The organism is Novipirellula sp. (assembly GCF_041583735.1).
Lineage (GTDB): Bacteria > Planctomycetota > Planctomycetia > Pirellulales > Pirellulaceae > Novipirellula.
Genome location: NZ_JBFHFD010000139.1, coordinates 1 through 15933, shown reverse-complemented (window position 1 = coordinate 15933; position 15933 = coordinate 1). Strand labels below are relative to the sequence as shown.

Annotated in this window: 12 protein-coding genes; 4 read left to right on the top strand and 8 right to left on the bottom strand. The window is 56.7% G+C overall.

Annotated features, from left to right (window positions below; all coding sequences use genetic code 11):
- Positions 1–126: 126 nt before the first annotated feature.
- The 6 genes from ABX962_RS12725 to xseB form a co-directional block, all read right to left on the bottom strand.
- Positions 127–3804, bottom strand: a complete 3678-nt coding sequence (locus tag ABX962_RS12725) for a DUF1553 domain-containing protein (protein WP_372719923.1) — start codon at positions 3802–3804, stop codon at positions 127–129.
- 105 nt (positions 3805–3909) lie between these two features.
- Positions 3910–5385 (bottom strand): DUF1501 domain-containing protein, encoded by a 1476-nt coding sequence (locus ABX962_RS12720; protein ID WP_372719925.1) that lies wholly within the window; start codon positions 5383–5385, stop codon positions 3910–3912.
- Positions 5386–5534: 149 nt separating this feature from the next.
- Positions 5535–6425, bottom strand: coding sequence for an NAD(+)/NADH kinase (locus tag ABX962_RS12715; RefSeq protein WP_372719921.1), 891 nt, complete (start codon positions 6423–6425; stop codon positions 5535–5537).
- A gap of 167 nt (positions 6426–6592) precedes the next feature.
- Complete coding sequence (gene dxs / locus ABX962_RS12710; protein WP_372719919.1) at positions 6593–8521, bottom strand: 1-deoxy-D-xylulose-5-phosphate synthase; 1929 nt, start codon at positions 8519–8521, stop codon at positions 6593–6595.
- Between the two features lie 120 nt (positions 8522–8641).
- A complete protein-coding gene (locus tag ABX962_RS12705; RefSeq protein ID WP_372719917.1) occupies positions 8642–9589 on the bottom strand; it encodes a polyprenyl synthetase family protein in 948 nt (315 codons plus the stop codon).
- Positions 9590–9880: 291 nt separating this feature from the next.
- Positions 9881–10252, bottom strand: coding sequence for an exodeoxyribonuclease VII small subunit (gene xseB / locus ABX962_RS12700; protein ID WP_372719915.1), 372 nt, complete (start codon positions 10250–10252; stop codon positions 9881–9883).
- 171 nt (positions 10253–10423) lie between these two features.
- Here xseB and ABX962_RS12695 point away from each other — a divergent pair, with 171 nt between their 5' ends.
- The 3 genes from ABX962_RS12695 to ABX962_RS12685 all read left to right on the top strand — a co-directional run bounded on the left by ABX962_RS12695 (position 10424) and on the right by ABX962_RS12685 (position 13703).
- Positions 10424–11956, top strand: coding sequence for a hypothetical protein (locus tag ABX962_RS12695; RefSeq protein ID WP_372719913.1), 1533 nt, complete (start codon positions 10424–10426; stop codon positions 11954–11956).
- 282 nt (positions 11957–12238) lie between these two features.
- A complete protein-coding gene (locus ABX962_RS12690) occupies positions 12239–12832 on the top strand; it encodes a peroxiredoxin (RefSeq protein WP_372719911.1) in 594 nt (197 codons plus the stop codon).
- Between the two features lie 223 nt (positions 12833–13055).
- Positions 13056–13703 carry a hypothetical protein gene (locus tag ABX962_RS12685; RefSeq protein WP_372719909.1) on the top strand — a complete coding sequence of 216 codons (648 nt, stop codon included), beginning with the start codon at positions 13056–13058 and terminating at the stop codon, positions 13701–13703.
- Here ABX962_RS12685 and ABX962_RS12680 read toward each other — a convergent pair.
- Complete coding sequence (locus tag ABX962_RS12680) at positions 13692–14402, bottom strand: DUF2306 domain-containing protein (RefSeq protein ID WP_372719907.1); 711 nt, start codon at positions 14400–14402, stop codon at positions 13692–13694. The two genes, ABX962_RS12685 and ABX962_RS12680, sit on opposite strands and share 12 nt — an antisense overlap.
- A gap of 640 nt (positions 14403–15042) precedes the next feature.
- Here ABX962_RS12680 and ABX962_RS12675 point away from each other — a divergent pair.
- Positions 15043–15327 carry a hypothetical protein gene (locus ABX962_RS12675; RefSeq protein ID WP_372719906.1) on the top strand — a complete coding sequence of 95 codons (285 nt, stop codon included), beginning with the start codon at positions 15043–15045 and terminating at the stop codon, positions 15325–15327.
- A gap of 121 nt (positions 15328–15448) precedes the next feature.
- Here the strand turns inward: ABX962_RS12675 and ABX962_RS12670 are convergent.
- Positions 15449–15933 (bottom strand): hypothetical protein (locus ABX962_RS12670; RefSeq protein WP_372719904.1); only part of this gene is annotated, 485 nt, incomplete at its 5' end.

Here is a 15933-nt window from a genome sequence, read left to right as displayed (position 1 = left end):
GTCGGCAATTTACAATTGTCAATTTAACCTTTTCAATAATCCGGTTTGCTAACACGTGCCGTAGGTTTCGTGGGATGTCAATGGTGCCGAAACTCTTCGCGAGTTTCGCTACGGGCACGTAGCCGGTTAGAAACGGGTGATCGTTTCGTGCAGATTCAAGATCACGCGGCAGACTTGTCCGAACGCCGCGATCTGACTTTCCTCGGCTTTGGATTTTGTTGCCGACCTGCGACCGACCGCGATGTACTTCTTCGCCTCTTCGGCGTTGGATTGATAGTAAGCTAATTGCCGGTCATACAATCCACGCAGTGCCGCTCGTTCCTCGTCACTGGGGTGTCGCGATAACGCGACCACAAAGGCTGCGTCCAGCCAATCATCGAACGTGCCGTCTTCGTGATCCGCTAACAACCGATCCGCCATCGCGTGCGACGCTTCGGCAAACGACGGATCGTTCAATAACGTCAGCGCTTGTTGCGGACTGTTGGAAAGCGGGCGATCGGCGGTGCATTCGTCTCGCGATGGAGCATCAAAATTGACCAGCATCGGATGCAAGAACGTGCGCTGCCAATGCATGTACACGCCGCGGCGATATTGACGCGAATCACGGCTGGCTTCATAGCGGCGATTCGGAAACTGCAAATTCGAATAGTGCCCGTCCGGTTGGTAAGGATAGACGCTGGAACCGCCCACGAAATCGGTGACGAGCAGTCCGGCGATCGCCAACGCGTTGTCGCGAATCACTTCGGCTTCGAGTCGCCGCGGCGATTGGCTCGCCAACAACCGGTTGTACGGATCACGTTCGCTCAGACCCGGTCGCTGAGCGGCGGTTTGCTGGTAGGTGTGACTGTTGACGATTCCACGGACCATCTGCTTTACATCCCATCCGCTCTCGATGAACTCCGCTGCCATCCAATCCAATAACAACGGATGACTCGGCCATTCACCTTGGCTTCCTAGATCGTCGAGCTTGCCTGAGAGCCCGGTGCCAAAAAATTGTTTCCATGTTCGATTGACAACGTGCCGCGAGGTCAATGGATTGTCGGGCGAGGAAACCCAGTTGGCCAAGTCGAGGCGTGTCAGCCGTCGCTCGCTGTCGACTTTCGGTTCCGGCAAGAAGTGAGGCGTTGCCGGTGGCGCCAGCTCGCCCGTTTTGTCTTGCCAATTGCCTCGTGGCAACACGCGGCTTTCGGGAATGCGGTCTGCAGGAACCGATTGGACGCATAACGACATCGCCATCGCCGAATGCTGCTGCAGAATCTGGTCGCGATAGAAATGGCTGCTTGGTCGCTGTTGTGCATAGGGAACGGTCGAGCGATGGAATGCGCTGACGAGCTGTGCGTTTTGTTGCTCGCTACGCTTGGACGCAGCCGTTTGAACCGCCGTTCGCAGTTCCAGCGACACGGCATCCCACCCGGCGATGGCGTTCGCAACCGGAGTCAGCGAAATCCGCACGCGTCCGACATCACCACTGTGCAGCGTCGTTTGCAGTCGATCGTTCGGCGTGATCCATACGGGGGCGGCGAAATGGTAAACGGCGGTGTGCGGGTACTCGGTTTCGTTCGCAGGCAATTGCCACATCGCTGGACCACTTCGCCACACGTCTTCGAGCACGAGCGGCTCCTCGCCACTGATGTAACGTTTTGGATTTTTGCGGTCTGCTTCGCCCCAAGCGATTTCGATCGATTGGGATTTTTCGGCAACCACTTCCCGTGGAACGGCGATTTCGACGGACGGCGCGGGGGTGGCTGGAGAAAACGATACCAGTTCGCTGCGTTGATCATCCAGTAATTTGACTTGATAACGGCTCAAACGCTTTGCGTATTCGGCGGAGTCGGTACGGTTCCAGATGACAATGTTTTCGATTTTCTGTGCCGCGCCGAGATCGACTTCCCACCATGGATCGTTGCCCGGATTGGTATGGGTGACCGATTGAGCGTTGTAGTAGTGGCCATCGGTGTTGCCGTCGATCGCAAGTGATGCGTCGCCTGATTTGTAGTTGGCCGAGTGGCGAGCTTTGCCGTTGACCGCGATGTTTTGCAGTTTTCCGTCGGCGTCTTTGCTGAACACTTGGACTTCGGCGAGCGACAGGATCTTGTTTTTTCCTGGCAACTCGATTCGTACAAAACGAGGGGTGACGGCGATGGGTGGTTGCGGTTGGTGGGGACCACGATCGAGGTTGACCGAAACGCTCAAGGAAAACCGGCCCTCTTCACTGCGGCCGACGCGGTTGCCGTGGGCTTCGTCGGGCAACACTTCCACGCGGATCGAATTGACCAGCACGGCGTCATCGAGTTTCGTGTCCAGCGTGATTTGCTCGGACTTGTTGGCCTTGCCCGTCAATCGAACCGATCCGTCGTCTTTCAAGGTCGGCTTGGTCTTGCCGCTGGCGACCGCGTCCACCACATCGGCAACGATCCATCCCGAGGGGTTGGATTTCAGAGTATGTGCGAGCGACTGTGTCCATGGTGTGTATTCGGCATCTGGCAACACGGAATCCGCGAGTTCGGAATAGAGTTCTCGGTCGCGTTCCGCTTGCAGAAACTTGATCTCGTTTCGCGCCGCTTCGCTTTCGATGCGAATCTCGGGTGGAAACGGATAGTCATTGTTAAAGCCTCGCAAATCAGGATTGGGGGTGTAACCGTAGTCGGCATAGACGCCCCATTGGCGGACATCGTCAAAAAAGGCACCGAGCGAATAAAAATCGTGTGCCGAGAAGGGATCGTATTTGTGATTGTGGCATTCGCAACACGCCAGCGTGCTGCCTAGGAACGCGGTGCCCATCATCCGCACGCGGTCGGCTTTAGATTTGGCCAAGTATTCTTCGGGTTGAGCGCCTCCTTCGCGAGTGACCATGTTCAGTCGCAGCAAACCGGTCGCGGCCAATTGCTGTGGCGTTGGATCGTCAAGCAAGTCGCCCGCTAATTGTTCTCGCGTGAAGAGATCGAAGGGCTTGTTTGAATTAAACGAATCGATGACGTAGTCACGGTAGGGAGCGACACGTTGATTTTGGTCTCCGTGGAAGCCAACGGTATCCGCAAAACGAACGAGGTCTAACCAGAAGCTGGCCATTCGTTCGCCAAAATGTTTCGATGATAACAATCGTTCGACTTGCCGCTCGTAGGCATCGGCCGATGGGTCGTCCAAGAATGTTTTCAGTTCGGCGGGTGTCGGTGGCAATCCGGTCAAATCGAGACTCAAGCGGCGTAGCAGCGTGCGTTTGTCGGCAACGCCGCTGGGCGAGATCCCTTCGGCTTCGAGTCGTGCCAGAACGAAGGCGTCGATTGGGTTGCGCACCTTGTCGGCGAACGTGTTGACCGCAGGGACGACGGGGCGAACGATTGGCGCATAGGACCAATGTTCTTCGTATTTCGCACCTTGTTCGATCCACCTGCGAAACAAGGCTATGTCGTAATCGGTCAAACGATGGCGGAATTCTGGGGGCGGCATCTGTTCGCCATCGCCTTGGTCAATGATCCGCAAAAACGCTTCGCTGCGCATCGGGTCGCCGGGCTTGATCCCAACCGCTTCGTCGTCCGATGGCAATACACCGGTCGCGGCGGCAAACGAATCGATGCGGTACCCGCTGGGGTTCTCTTCGGCGTCCGGGCCATGACACGCAAAGCAGGTGTTGGACATGATCGGCCGAATGTGAGCGTTGAATGTCACCTGTTCGGGGATCGCCGGCGTCTTGGATGTGCTGACCAAGGTCGGTGGTTCCGCCGCATCCGCAGCCGACGTGGCGACAAATCCGTGACCCAGGATGCTCAGCGTCGTAAGGACAAAAATCGTTCGTTGGAAATTCATGATTTAAGAGCTAACTCGATCGTTCGCCGTCGTGTGCGGTAGGGTTAGAGGCAGCGTTTCAAGGTGGATGCCGCCGTGGACGTTTCTCGCGTGTGCGAAAACGAACTATGCGATGATTTCTTTGACAACGCGGCTAGGTTCCACGCCGGTCAACCGCAAATCGAGACCTTGAAAACGTGCGGTCAAACGTTCGTGATCAACGCCAAATAGATGCAGCAGCGTCGTGTGCAGGTCATGGACGGTGACGATGTTGTCGACCGAGTTGTAACCGAGTTCGTCGGTGGCGCCGTAGGCCATCCCGGGTTTCACTCCGCCGCCAGCCATCCAAACGCTAAAAGCGTTAATGTGGTGATCGCGTCCGCTGCCTTGTGCCATCGGCGTCCGCCCAAATTCGCCGCCCCACAGCACCAACGTGTCTTCGAGCAGTCCGCTGCGTTTCAGGTCGGCCAACAACGCCGCGGTGGGACGGTCTGTGTCGCGGGCAGAGATCGGAAAGTTTTGCTCCAGATTGCTGTGATGATCCCAGCCACGATGGTACAGCTGGACAAAGCGGACGCCTCGCTCGAGCAGTCGTCGGGCCAGCAAACAGTTCGATGCGTAGGAGCCGTCGCCAGGCCGCTCGACGCCATAGGCATCAAGCGTGTCCTGTGTTTCGGTGGACATGTCGGTCAGCTCCGGCACGGCGGTTTGCATTTTGAAGGCCATCTCGTATTGCGAGATGCGTGTGTCGATCTCGGGATCGACGTACCGCTGGGCGAGCATGCCGTTTAATCGCTGCACTTCGTCAATCACTTGCCGCTGAGTCGATTGGCAAACGCCGTCGGGGTTGCCGATGTAGTGCACCGGCGAACCGCTTGCTTGAAAGGCAATGCCTTGGTAACGGCTTGGCAAGATCCCCGCGCTCCATTGCCGTGCCGAGACCGGCTGCGCCCCGGGACCGGACGACGTCATCACGACATAGCCAGGCAGGTTTTCGGTTTCGGCCCCCAATCCGTAAAGCAACCACGATCCCATGCAGGGGCGACCTTTGATGATCGATCCCGTGTTCATGAAAGCGTGAGCGGTGTCGTGATTGATTTGCTCGGTCGTCATGCTGCGGATCACACACAACTCGTCCGCCATCGCGCCGGTGTGCGGAAACAGCTCGGACATCTCCAATCCGGATTCGCCCCATTTCTTGAACTTGACAAACGACTTTCGTGCTTTCAGTTCAGATCCCTGCAATTGGGCAAGCTGTTGTCCTTGCGTGAACGATGTCGGAAAGGGTTGTCCGTCAATCCGGTCGAGTGCCGGTTTGGGATCCAGCGATTCGACGTGTGACGGGCCGCCCGCCATGCATAGATGGACGATCCGTTTGGCCTTAGGAGCAAAATGTGGCAACCCCGGAAGTGCTGGCCAGGGAACCGAATCAGCCCCTTGTGCGCTCGCTGTTTTTTCCGCAGCCGAGGCATGTGAACCGGCCAAGGATGCCAGGGCGAGACCTCCGATTCCGGCAAACGACTGGGTCAAGAAGGTGCGACGGGCAACGTCGGCCGCGTATCGGGCGCTAGAGCGTTGGGCCGAAGGATGCGATACGGTCATAAAATCGGTGGGAATGGCGGGGCGAGATCGTGGCGTGAGCATTGGTAGTGCTATTTTAACGTAGCGGACGTCGTCAAAGCTTTCGTTTCATGGCGTAAACGCCCAAAACTTTTGCCAAGTTCCGCTCCCGGGCAGGGTGAAATCGGTTCTCAATCGTCCCCGATTTTGGAGTTGACCGAGCCACCCCAGCCGAGTTTGTCCCGCAGAGTGCGGTAGTCGTTCTGGCCGGGCACCTCCAGCATTTTGAAGGTTTGGTCTGCTCGTACGACGCGAAGGCGATCGCCAGCTTGCAGGGCACTCAAAATACGTCCATCCACCACCACGCTGGTGGAATCGTACGGTTCGGTCACGGTCAATTCGAGTACTGTTTCGGCAGAATCGACGACGGGGCGATAGGTCAACGTATGCGGGCTGATCGGCGAGATCACGATCGCTTGCAAATTTCGTCTCAAGATCGGACCGCCCGCCGAAAGGTTGTGCGCGGTCGATCCGACGGGCGTCGCGATGATCAATCCGTCGCATCGATAGCGAGTCGCCAGATGACCATCGGCATACAGATCGATATCGAGGATCCGGTAGGGGGCGCCCCGGAGAATCGCGACCTCGTTTAACGCAAGCTGTTCGGCGACGACTTCGCCGCTGCGCAATACCGAAATGTTGATCATGATATGATCGATCACCTCGGATCCGCCCCGCATCACTTCGGGCCAAACATTCAAAAAATCGTCAGGCGACAGGGCTGCTAAGAAACCGAGTCGCCCACAGTTGATGCCCAGCACCGGCGATTGCGACATCCCCATTTGCCGCGCCGCTTGCAGGATCGAACCGTCCCCGCCAAGCACGATCACCAAGTCGACTAATTGATCATTGAAGTCGTACGTGAAATCGAGGTCTTCGGCAATGATGTTGGCTGTTTCGGCAATCACAGGTCTCAGCCGCTGTAATTCCGTGCGAACTCGATCTCGATTGGGGGCACCTAAAATCACGACGTTGGGACGATGTCCATCCCGGCCCCAGTGAACAACTTGGCTGGCAGGCATCAATGGAAATTCCCGACGAAATGGATGAGGTGAAAGAGGGGCAACAGACCGAGGACGTCGAGAGCGGCGGATTCGCGATGCGTTAAATCGAGCAGGCGGATTGGCATATGGGCCAACCAGCCGAGCACGTTTGCCGCAGGATTCGTTTCACACCGTTGACGTTGCCGTTATTGTAGCGAGATTGCTTGCAGGTTGGCGGCTTCACGGCAGGTTGCTGCGATCGGTTCGGCGGCGAGTCCATGTTCGGCCAGTAATTCTTCGCGATCACCGTGTTCGATGAACTCGTCACGCAGCGCCAGGATATGAATTTTACGGGTATCCAGTCGTTCTTCGGCAGCCGCTTCGAGGAACGCGGAACCAAAGCCGCCCATTTTGACGTGTTCTTCTAGAGTCACGACAAATTTGTCGCCCGACATCGTTTCGCGGATCATTTCACGGTCGATCGGTTTGACAAACCGTGCATTGATGACGCCGACGTCAAGGTCGTCTGCGAGCAAATCGGCGGCGGCGAGCGCTTGGTCGAGCATCGCGCCGTACGCGACGATCGTGCCGTCACGACCTTCGCGAATCCGCTCGCTCTTACCAATCACCACTTCATCGGGGGTGCGATCGAGTTCGAGTGCCGAGGCTTTGGGGTAGCGAATGGCGCACGAGTGGTCATGCTGGATCGCTTTGGCCAGCATCAAGTCGACTTCGCCCGCATAGCCGGGTGCCATCACGACCATGTTCGGGAAAACACGCAGGTAGCCGATATCAAAAATACCATGGTGGGTCGGGCCATCCGGCCCCGTCAACCCGGCACGGTCCATCAGGAACACGACCGGCAAGTCTTGCAGTGCGACCTCTTGAAAGATTTGGTCATAACTGCGCTGCAAAAACGTGCTGTAGATATCGACGATCGGTCGCATCCCGTTTTTGCACTGGCCTGCGGCAAAGGCGACGGCGTGCGATTCGCAAATACCGACGTCAAAGAATCGATCGGGAAACTGTTCGCGAATCGGTTCCAGTTTGTTGCCTTGGCACATCGCGGCCGTGATGATCGTGACACGTTTGTCATCGGCCATTTGACGACGGATTGCATCGCGAGCATGCAAGGTAAACGGAGGGCAACCCGAGGAGGCGGTCGAGACCGGTTTGCCACGATCATCCTTGAACGCAGGCGGTGTATGGAAAAAGACCGGGTCCTCGGCGGCGGGTTTGTAACCATGCCCTTTTTCGGTGACGACATGCAACAGCACAGGGCCTTTCATCTCGCGGACCATTGCCAGATATTTTCGCATCATCGGGATGTCGTGACCATCGATTGGACCGACATAACGGATGTTCAATTCTTCGAACAACATCCCGCCCAACAAACCAGCCTTGACCCCTTCTTTCATCTGAGCCAGCAGACGTTCGGTGGGATCGCCGAACATCGGCACGTGGTCGAGCAGTCGTGTGACCTCGTGTTTCAGGCCGGTGTAATAGGGATTCGAGCGAAGCCGGTCCAGGTAGGTGGCAACTGAACCGACACGAGGACAGATCGACATTTTGTTGTCGTTCAGGATGATCGTCAGATCGTCTTCAAGTTCTCCGGCGTTGTTCATGGCTTCGAACACGATGCCGCTTGGAAAAGCACCGTCACCGATCACCGCAACGGTGCGACGGTCCGCGTTGCCCGAGAGCACATCGCCGCTGCGGAGTCCCACTGCGGTGCTGACGCTGCAACCGGCGTGACCGGTCATGAACAAATCGTATTCGCTTTCGACCGGATTGGGGTAACCCATCAATCCGCCTCGCGTGCGAATCGAGGGGAAATCGTGGTAACGGCCGGTCACCAATTTGTGCGGATAAACTTGATGGCCGGTATCCCAAATCAAACGGTCGTGGCGGAAATCAAATTCGCAGTGCAGCGCGATGCACAATTCGACCACGCCGAGGTTCGAGGCAAAGTGGGCCGTTCGTGTCGCCAACAGATTGCAGAGTACATCACGGATCTCGCTCGCCACATCCTTCAATTGGTCGCGCGACATCGACTTCAGCGGGCTCGCATCCGGCAAGCTCGAAAGCAGGGGGTGGCTGCAAGGTTGGGCGGTCGTCGGTTCAGGTTCACTCATTATTTTATCCACTCGGTTGTCGCACTGGCTCAATCGATCGCAGCACGTGTTGTGCGATTCATCCATGCATTGGGGACGGTGTCGGTACTTCTTGGGGTCAATCCACCACGTGTTAATCCATCACTGGGTTCGCTCATAAACAAAATCAGCCAAACTCGTTAATCGCCAGCCAGCTTCGCCGAAAAACGTCGCATGGTTGCGTGCCGATTTCACGAGCTGTTCCGCTTTGTCGCGGGCCGCTTCGATGCCCAACAATCCAGGGTACGTCAACTTGCCGCGGTCTGCATCTTTTCCTGTGCGTTTGCCAAGTTCTTGTTCGTTCGCAGTGTAATCCAGCAAGTCGTCGACGACTTGGAAGGCCAAACCGAGGTCCGCCGCATAATCGGACAACACCGACTTGGATTTCTCGTCTGCTCCCGCCAGGATCGCGCCCATCGCAAGCGACGCAGAGAATAAAGCGCCAGTTTTCCGCCGGTGAATCGATTCGAGATGTTCGACGGTTCTCGATGAAGGGAACTTGGTCGCTGAAGTCGCTGGCGTAGCGCCCTGAGCTGCTTGGTCGCGCTCGGGTTGGTCGCGTTCGGCGGACAAGTCGTCGGATTGGCCGCCGACGAGGTGGCAGGCACCGGCGGCCGAGGCGAGCACGCGGATCGCCGCAATCGCTCGCGACGGGTCGTCGACCCGCTCGCTGAGCTGGCGAAACGCCTCGGCTTGTAGAGCATCGCCGACCAAAATCGCTGTTGCCTCGTCAAATTGAATGTGAACTGTGGGGCGACCACGACGCAAATCATCGTCGTCCATCGCAGGCAAATCGTCGTGAACCAGCGAGTAGGCGTGAATCATTTCGACGGCAACCGCAGCCGGCAACGCTTCCTCGAGCTGTCCGCCACACGCTTCGCAAGCCATCAACACCAATGCCGGTCGCAGCCGTTTTCCGGGGGCAAGAAGCGCATAACGCATCGCCTCACCCAGCCGTTGGGGGCAACCATCGCCGAAATCGCACGCATTTTCAAGCGCTTGCTGGACCAGTGGACGAAGATCCTCCATTACAGAGGGATAATTAGCCATAAATTCGCTCAGATGGTTTGCAACTCAAAGTTGAGTTTCCGTTTGGGGGGGTGGTTGGAGGATGACTCTACAATAGTTACCGCACGGCGGTGTTGTGGATCACCCCTCTGCCCTTTTTTTCGCTGTCACCGTCATTTTAGGGGCTATCGCGATGTTGGGGGGCACGGGGTGTTGGGGGACGCTGCGTTTGTCATCCCGTTTAATGCAGTCGGTTGGTTTCGGTTCGCCGGGGCTGGCCGTTTCACCGCTGGAAAACAGCGGCGCAGCAGACTTGTTGGGTTTAAGCTGGGATTAAAACAGTCCACCCAATTCATCGTCGTTGTCGGTTTTCCGCTTGGCGGTACCGCGGCCGCGTCGGCCCGCCTTTGCCGGAGCAGGATCCGGCTCGTCGGCTCCCTCGAAGGGTTCGGTGACCGGATTGCCATCGGCATCGAATCCCGACAGCAGCGTGACTTTGCGTTCGGCATCGGCAAGCAGGCCATGGCACTGGTTAAGCCGTTTGATCCCCCGCTCGTAGTGCTGTAGTGATTCGCTTAACCCCAGTTCGCCGCTTTCCAGCTCGCTAACGATCCGCTGGACCTCGCCCACCGCTTGTTCAAAGTCGATCTCCGCAGAATCGGTTTCATTTGCAGGATCGGATGCGGTGGTTTTCTTTTTAGCCATGTCTCTTTTTGACAAACCTAGGGTTTCGACGTAGGAATCAGTACGGGGAAAGATTCTGTGCGCTACGACCTGTCATCTTCATTGGATGTGCAGCCGCGTACGAACCGAAATTTTAGCCGCTTCGGCCCGCAAGCGAAACGCGGCTGGCATGCTAACAAATACACAACCACTATGGCCAGGAAGACTCGAAAACGGAAAAACAGTCACCATGCGAATACTGCCGCGGCTCGTCGTGACGCGACAAAATACATCAACAGTGGTGTCGCATGCGCCGAAGCGGTCCGCCGTGAACCCATACAAGTCGCATCAAAACGCTCCGAATCGCCGCCCACAGAATCGATAGAGGTCGAATCGATAGAGATCGAATCGGTACGGGCCGCAGAATCGGACGACACCGATTTATCCGAACAAACGTCACTCACGGAAACCGATCCGTCGCCTGAATTATCGCCGTTGGCTACGGCCCAATCATTGAAGGGCCCATCATTGAAGGGCCAATTTGTTTTGGGCCAAGACGTCGAGGACTCGCTTGATTTGCTGCAGAGCGAGCTGGAGGACGAGCTGGAAGTCGACAACGCGGAGCAGAGAGCTGCGGAGGCTCGATTGGAACTGGCCGAGGAAGAATTGGCCGAGGAAGTCGGCGAAGCTGAGTCACGGGGCGAACCGCAACCGGTATGGCAATCCGAGTGGCAGCCCCCTGACTTAACCGAATTTGAATTGCCAGGTTTCGAGCCGCCTGGATCCGAATTGTCTGGAGCTGAATTCGAGGAGGCTGGTTCCGTCGACGGGCAGGCGGCTTCGTCCGAGGTTGCTACCCCCGATCAGTCGCAGGCAATTCTGCATGCGATCGATGACAACAGTCTGTTGCTTCGCCAATTGCTGGCCGATTTTGCGGATCTGCAAAGCCAAGTGGTCGAAGCGGCGGTCAGCCCGCGTGATTCGGTGGCGAGCGATGAAAGTGACGGCATCGATCGTGCTCAGCATGAAACGGCGATCGAGTTGCTACGTGATGAAATTGTGGCGCTCGAAGACGAATTGTGCGAGCTGAAACGTCAGAACAGCGACTTGGCGGCGAAGGTCGCCAACGCTAGCGTGCGAAAATCGACCAGCGATACCGCCTCGGACTTTACCGAGGCGCTTTCGTGGGAAGAGCGGAAGCAATTGATTCTGCGTCAGATGGAAGAGGATTGCTTTGACGCCGAAACCTTTTTGACGCAAACCGTTCAGTCGCGATTGAGCGATGCGGGCGAAGCGGGCGAGCCAGAGTGTGAGGTCGATCCGGTTGCATTTGTGGAGGAGTTGACTGCCGAGATTTCGCGTTTGCAGCAACAGAACGAGCGTTTTGAGAAAGAGATTGGTGAGCTGAACCATTTACTCGAACAACGTCCTCAATCGGCCGCGGGCGGGATGGCGATCGGCGCTGCTGCGATCGCCGAGATGATCGACGCCGATGAGCTGATTCAAGAGGAGCGTCAGCGGCTGCAGACACTGCAGACGCAGTGGGAGGAAAAATTCCGCCAAGCGGAAATCGAAGCGTCACTCGAACGCGCCAAGCTGTCTCGCGAGCGGCAAGAGGTGGCGACCAAATTGGCCGATCTCGACGAGCAATTGGATCGACTTCGCCGCGATGCCGCGCAAAACCAGAGCGGAGAAGGTCATTCTCGAAAATGGTTGGCGAAACTAGGACTCGCTGGCGACGACTGAGCGGAATCGCCCCTTTTAAGTTGCTTGAATGACTCGGGGGGCTTGCAAAACGCTGGTGGTGAGCCCCCTGTCATCGACTTTCGCATCCGCCGCTGCCGCTCGACAAACAAAGCGGTTGGGGCGTGGATTGCATCTCCTTTCGATGGGGCGGGTGAAAGCCTAAACTGTGCGGCCTGACGAGAGTCAATTTCTGGATTTAACGCGGGTGGGTGCCCTAGCAACCTGCCTTGCTTCCTTTTTATTTCCAATCCGCCGCAATCTCAAAACGAAGGTAGCGAAACGATGAGTGTGTTGGTTCAGCAACAAGCCCCCGAATTCACAGCGAAAGCGGTTATGCCCAACGGCGAATTTAAAGAAATTTCGCTGTCGGATTACCGCGGTAAGTACGTCATCCTGTTCTTCTGGCCTTTGGACTTCACGTTCGTTTGCCCGACTGAAATCATTGCCTTCAGCGACCGCGCGGCAGAGTTCGAGAAGCTCGGCGTTCAGCTGCTTGGCGTCTCGGTCGACAGCGAGTTCACGCACTTGGCATGGACGAACACCAAACGCAGCGAAGGCGGAATCGGCAAGACCGACTATCCGTTGATCGCCGACTTGAACAAGCAGATCGCACGCGACTATGACGTGCTGATCGACGCTGGTGTTGCTCTGCGTGGATTGTTCTTGATCGACAAAGACGGCGTCGTGCGTCACCAAGTCGTCAACGATCTGCCACTCGGACGCAGTGTGGATGAAGCGATGCGAATCGCCCAAGCCCTGCAATACTTCGAGAAAAATGGCGAAGTCTGCCCTGCGAACTGGAAAGAAGGCAGCCGCACGATCAAACCGGGCGTCGACGAGAGCAAAGAGTTCTTCAACGCTGAATACGCCAGCTAATTCGGTTTAGCTCTAGCGTGTCGATCCTTTAGCGACGGACCCGCGTGTCCGTCGCTGTTGTTTGCAACGATGGGATAGGCGAGTGTTCCGTTGGCGGCAATCAGCCGCCCCGTAGCGAAAAGTCGTCAAGACTTTCGATACGCTCGACTTGCCGCAGCGTTCGCGGCGCGTCCCACTTACATCCTTGTGCTCTGCCCTCAAAAGTACGAAAGAAAAACAGCTGATGTGGAAGACCGGCGAACTTGGTGTGGCAACTTGGGCGGATGCCGATGCGACGTGGCGGCTCAATGCGACCGGCGGCCCTCAGGGGATTCAGCTTGGTTTAGACGGTACCAATCCTTCGCGAGTTCAATTTTGCTCGGTGGGCGAGGATCTGTTCCCGCAGGTGGCCGAGCAGTTCGTCCGCGGTGATGAATTGCATGTTTCGTTTCCTCAGCAAGAGGGTTCGTATTCGATCGAAGCGGTCTTTAAACCGATCGTCTCGGACGTCAATCGCTTGGTGATCGAAGTCATCTTGTCGCTTGAAACGCGGTTGTTAGACACCCATCCGACGGTCGATCTTGTGGCACAAGGCAGCGGCAATGCGTCAGCGGCATCGGCTTCGGTCGGTTGCGATCCCATCTCGCAGGTTACCGACGACGTTATGTCGGTCGCGGTGCTGTTGGGGCCCCACGACGCACCCTTCACCGCCAAGCATTCCTCGGACAATCAGCTTCGCCTGCGTTTGTTCGGCGAGTTTTTAGAGAAAGGGGTGATTCGCAAGGCGCGTCCTTGGATCGTCTTGTCGACTTCGGATGCGGGTGTAACGTCCGAAGCGTTAAAGGATGCGTACGCAAAACTGTGCGCCAGCCCGCTGCCGTTAACTCCCTAGGCTCGACGGAGTCTGTTTATTTCGACGCGTCATTCGTTCTCTTAGCTGCGTGATGACTTCGAACACCACAAGCGATGGTAACCAGCTCGCCCAGGCGGCGATCGGGTAGGCTGTTGCCGAAGTCAGCTGCAAGTCGCTGGCCACCATCGCCAAAATACGCAGCAGCACCGCAGAGCAGATCAGTAGATAACTTCTAAACATCCACCGCAGGTGTGAATCCAGCCGTCCACCGACCGCGCGTTTCCATCCCAGCATCGTGGCGATCCAGGTCATCACGCTCAGCACGGCGAAACCGCTGATCGCTCCGTAGCCGTTCGGAGCACGCATCGCCATGATCAATCCGCTCGGAGCGACGCAAACAAGAACGAGCCCGACGTAGACTCTGCCGATTCGCCGGTGGGTCGCTGGCCATCGCGTGCGGATCCTGCGGTTCAATTGAAGCAGCCCTAACACGAGCACCACTGGGGTCGTGAGGATGTGCGAGAAAAAGGCGATTCCGTACACGCCGTGGAAATACGGTTCGCGTCCACGGAGGAATCCAAATTCAAAATTTGGAGGGAAATAGAAGGGGTAGGGTTTTAGGATGAGCAGTCCGGTCGATAAAATTACGATCGACGAGAACCACGCCAAGACAGTGGTGATGCGGATTGCGTCAAAGCAATCGATGCACCATCGAAATATTTTTGTCGTGCGGCCCATCTTCACACGATATCCTTAATCGCAGAGTGCTGCCAATTGACGTACGGCTTTGCAAGCCGTTAGCGAGCATCGCGTTTTTTCGTGCATCGCGATTGATCGTACTGCAACGGTCACCGCGTCCACTGGTAAATATCGTTCACCGTTTGCGGTTCCAGCTTGGAAAACCGGCCGACAATCGAGCACGCTCCCCGCTTCGCTGGGCGGGTGAAGTTTTCTGTCGCCCCTGCCGGGGCTTTGTGAGATCAGTTTGGCCGCTATTCCTTGGGCTCACGCCCAAGGCTAAATGCTGCCGCCACGTCCGTGGCTGAGGGGTCAGCAATTTTCAATTTACAATTGTCAATTTAACCTTTTCAATAATCCGGTTTGCTAACATGTGCCGTAGGTTTCGTGGGATGTCACTGGTGCCGAAACTTTTGACGCGTTTGTTGATGGAACGTCGGTCTCCGCTGCCGCGTTGCCCTCCCCGGAAAACTCGCAGTGGGCTCGTTTTCCGACCCTCCCCGCTTCGCCGGGCGGGTAAAATCAGTGACGGAAGTCGTCCACGGCTTTTGTCGAGCGGACCGAAGCTATTACGCGAGTGCACGCTCGGTTGTGTCTTTGCAGATCGTGTTCAACGTCTCTAGCAGGATTGAGCAATCCAATGACTGATCCCTCGTCACCCCCGGTGCAACCATATCAAACGCCTCCCGAGGTCAAGGAAGCTCGGCGGCCGATGCGTTATCGCACCGCCAAGCTCGCCGTTTTGATCCTGGTTTTGATGGGAGGCGGCGTGTTTGCGTATCGGGTGATAAGCATGATGCGCAATGATCTCAATATGAACCGACGTCCCGTCGATCCAAATTGGGAGCCGATCGGCACCCGCTATCCTCCTCCGGATGACGTGTTGTCGAGGGAAGAGTTCACCGCCGAAGTGCCTGTGCCGTAACGCTACGTTTTTGCGTGTCGCGGTTGCCCCGTCGCCATCGACGCTAACCGAGTCGATGGTTTGGGGACGGCAGGCGTGACGCCTAATCGGCGTTGGACGATTCCGCAGCAGAGCCGGGGCTCTAGCGATTCAGTTTCGGCTGAGCCAAGAAGTCGCTGACCGTTGCCACGCGTTCTGCTTCGACCTCTTCAGCCGACTTGGCGCCTCCGAACATCGAGGCGAAGAAGCCAGGCGAATCGTCTTTCGGTTCGGTCGAGGGGGCTGGCATCAATCGACGTGGGTCGAGGACTTCTTTGGTTCGCTGCCAACTTCGTGATGCGGATTGGGTAACCTCGCTGACCAAGCCTTCTTTTTTCTGCTTGATGCGAGCCGTTTCGTCTTGCCCTGGAAGCAAGCTTTTGAAGTTCGGCATTTTCCAATTCATCGGATTCAATCCGCTCATGAATTCGCCCATCGTTGGCATGGTCGAATCGGACGAAGGCGATTGAGCCTTGGCGGTGTTGATATTGAAAGCCAGAACAAGCGCAATCACGCTAACGGCGATTTTTGTCGTAGCCTGATTCATCCCTGAATCTCCTAGTGCTATCAGTTTCAGTTGACCTTCCC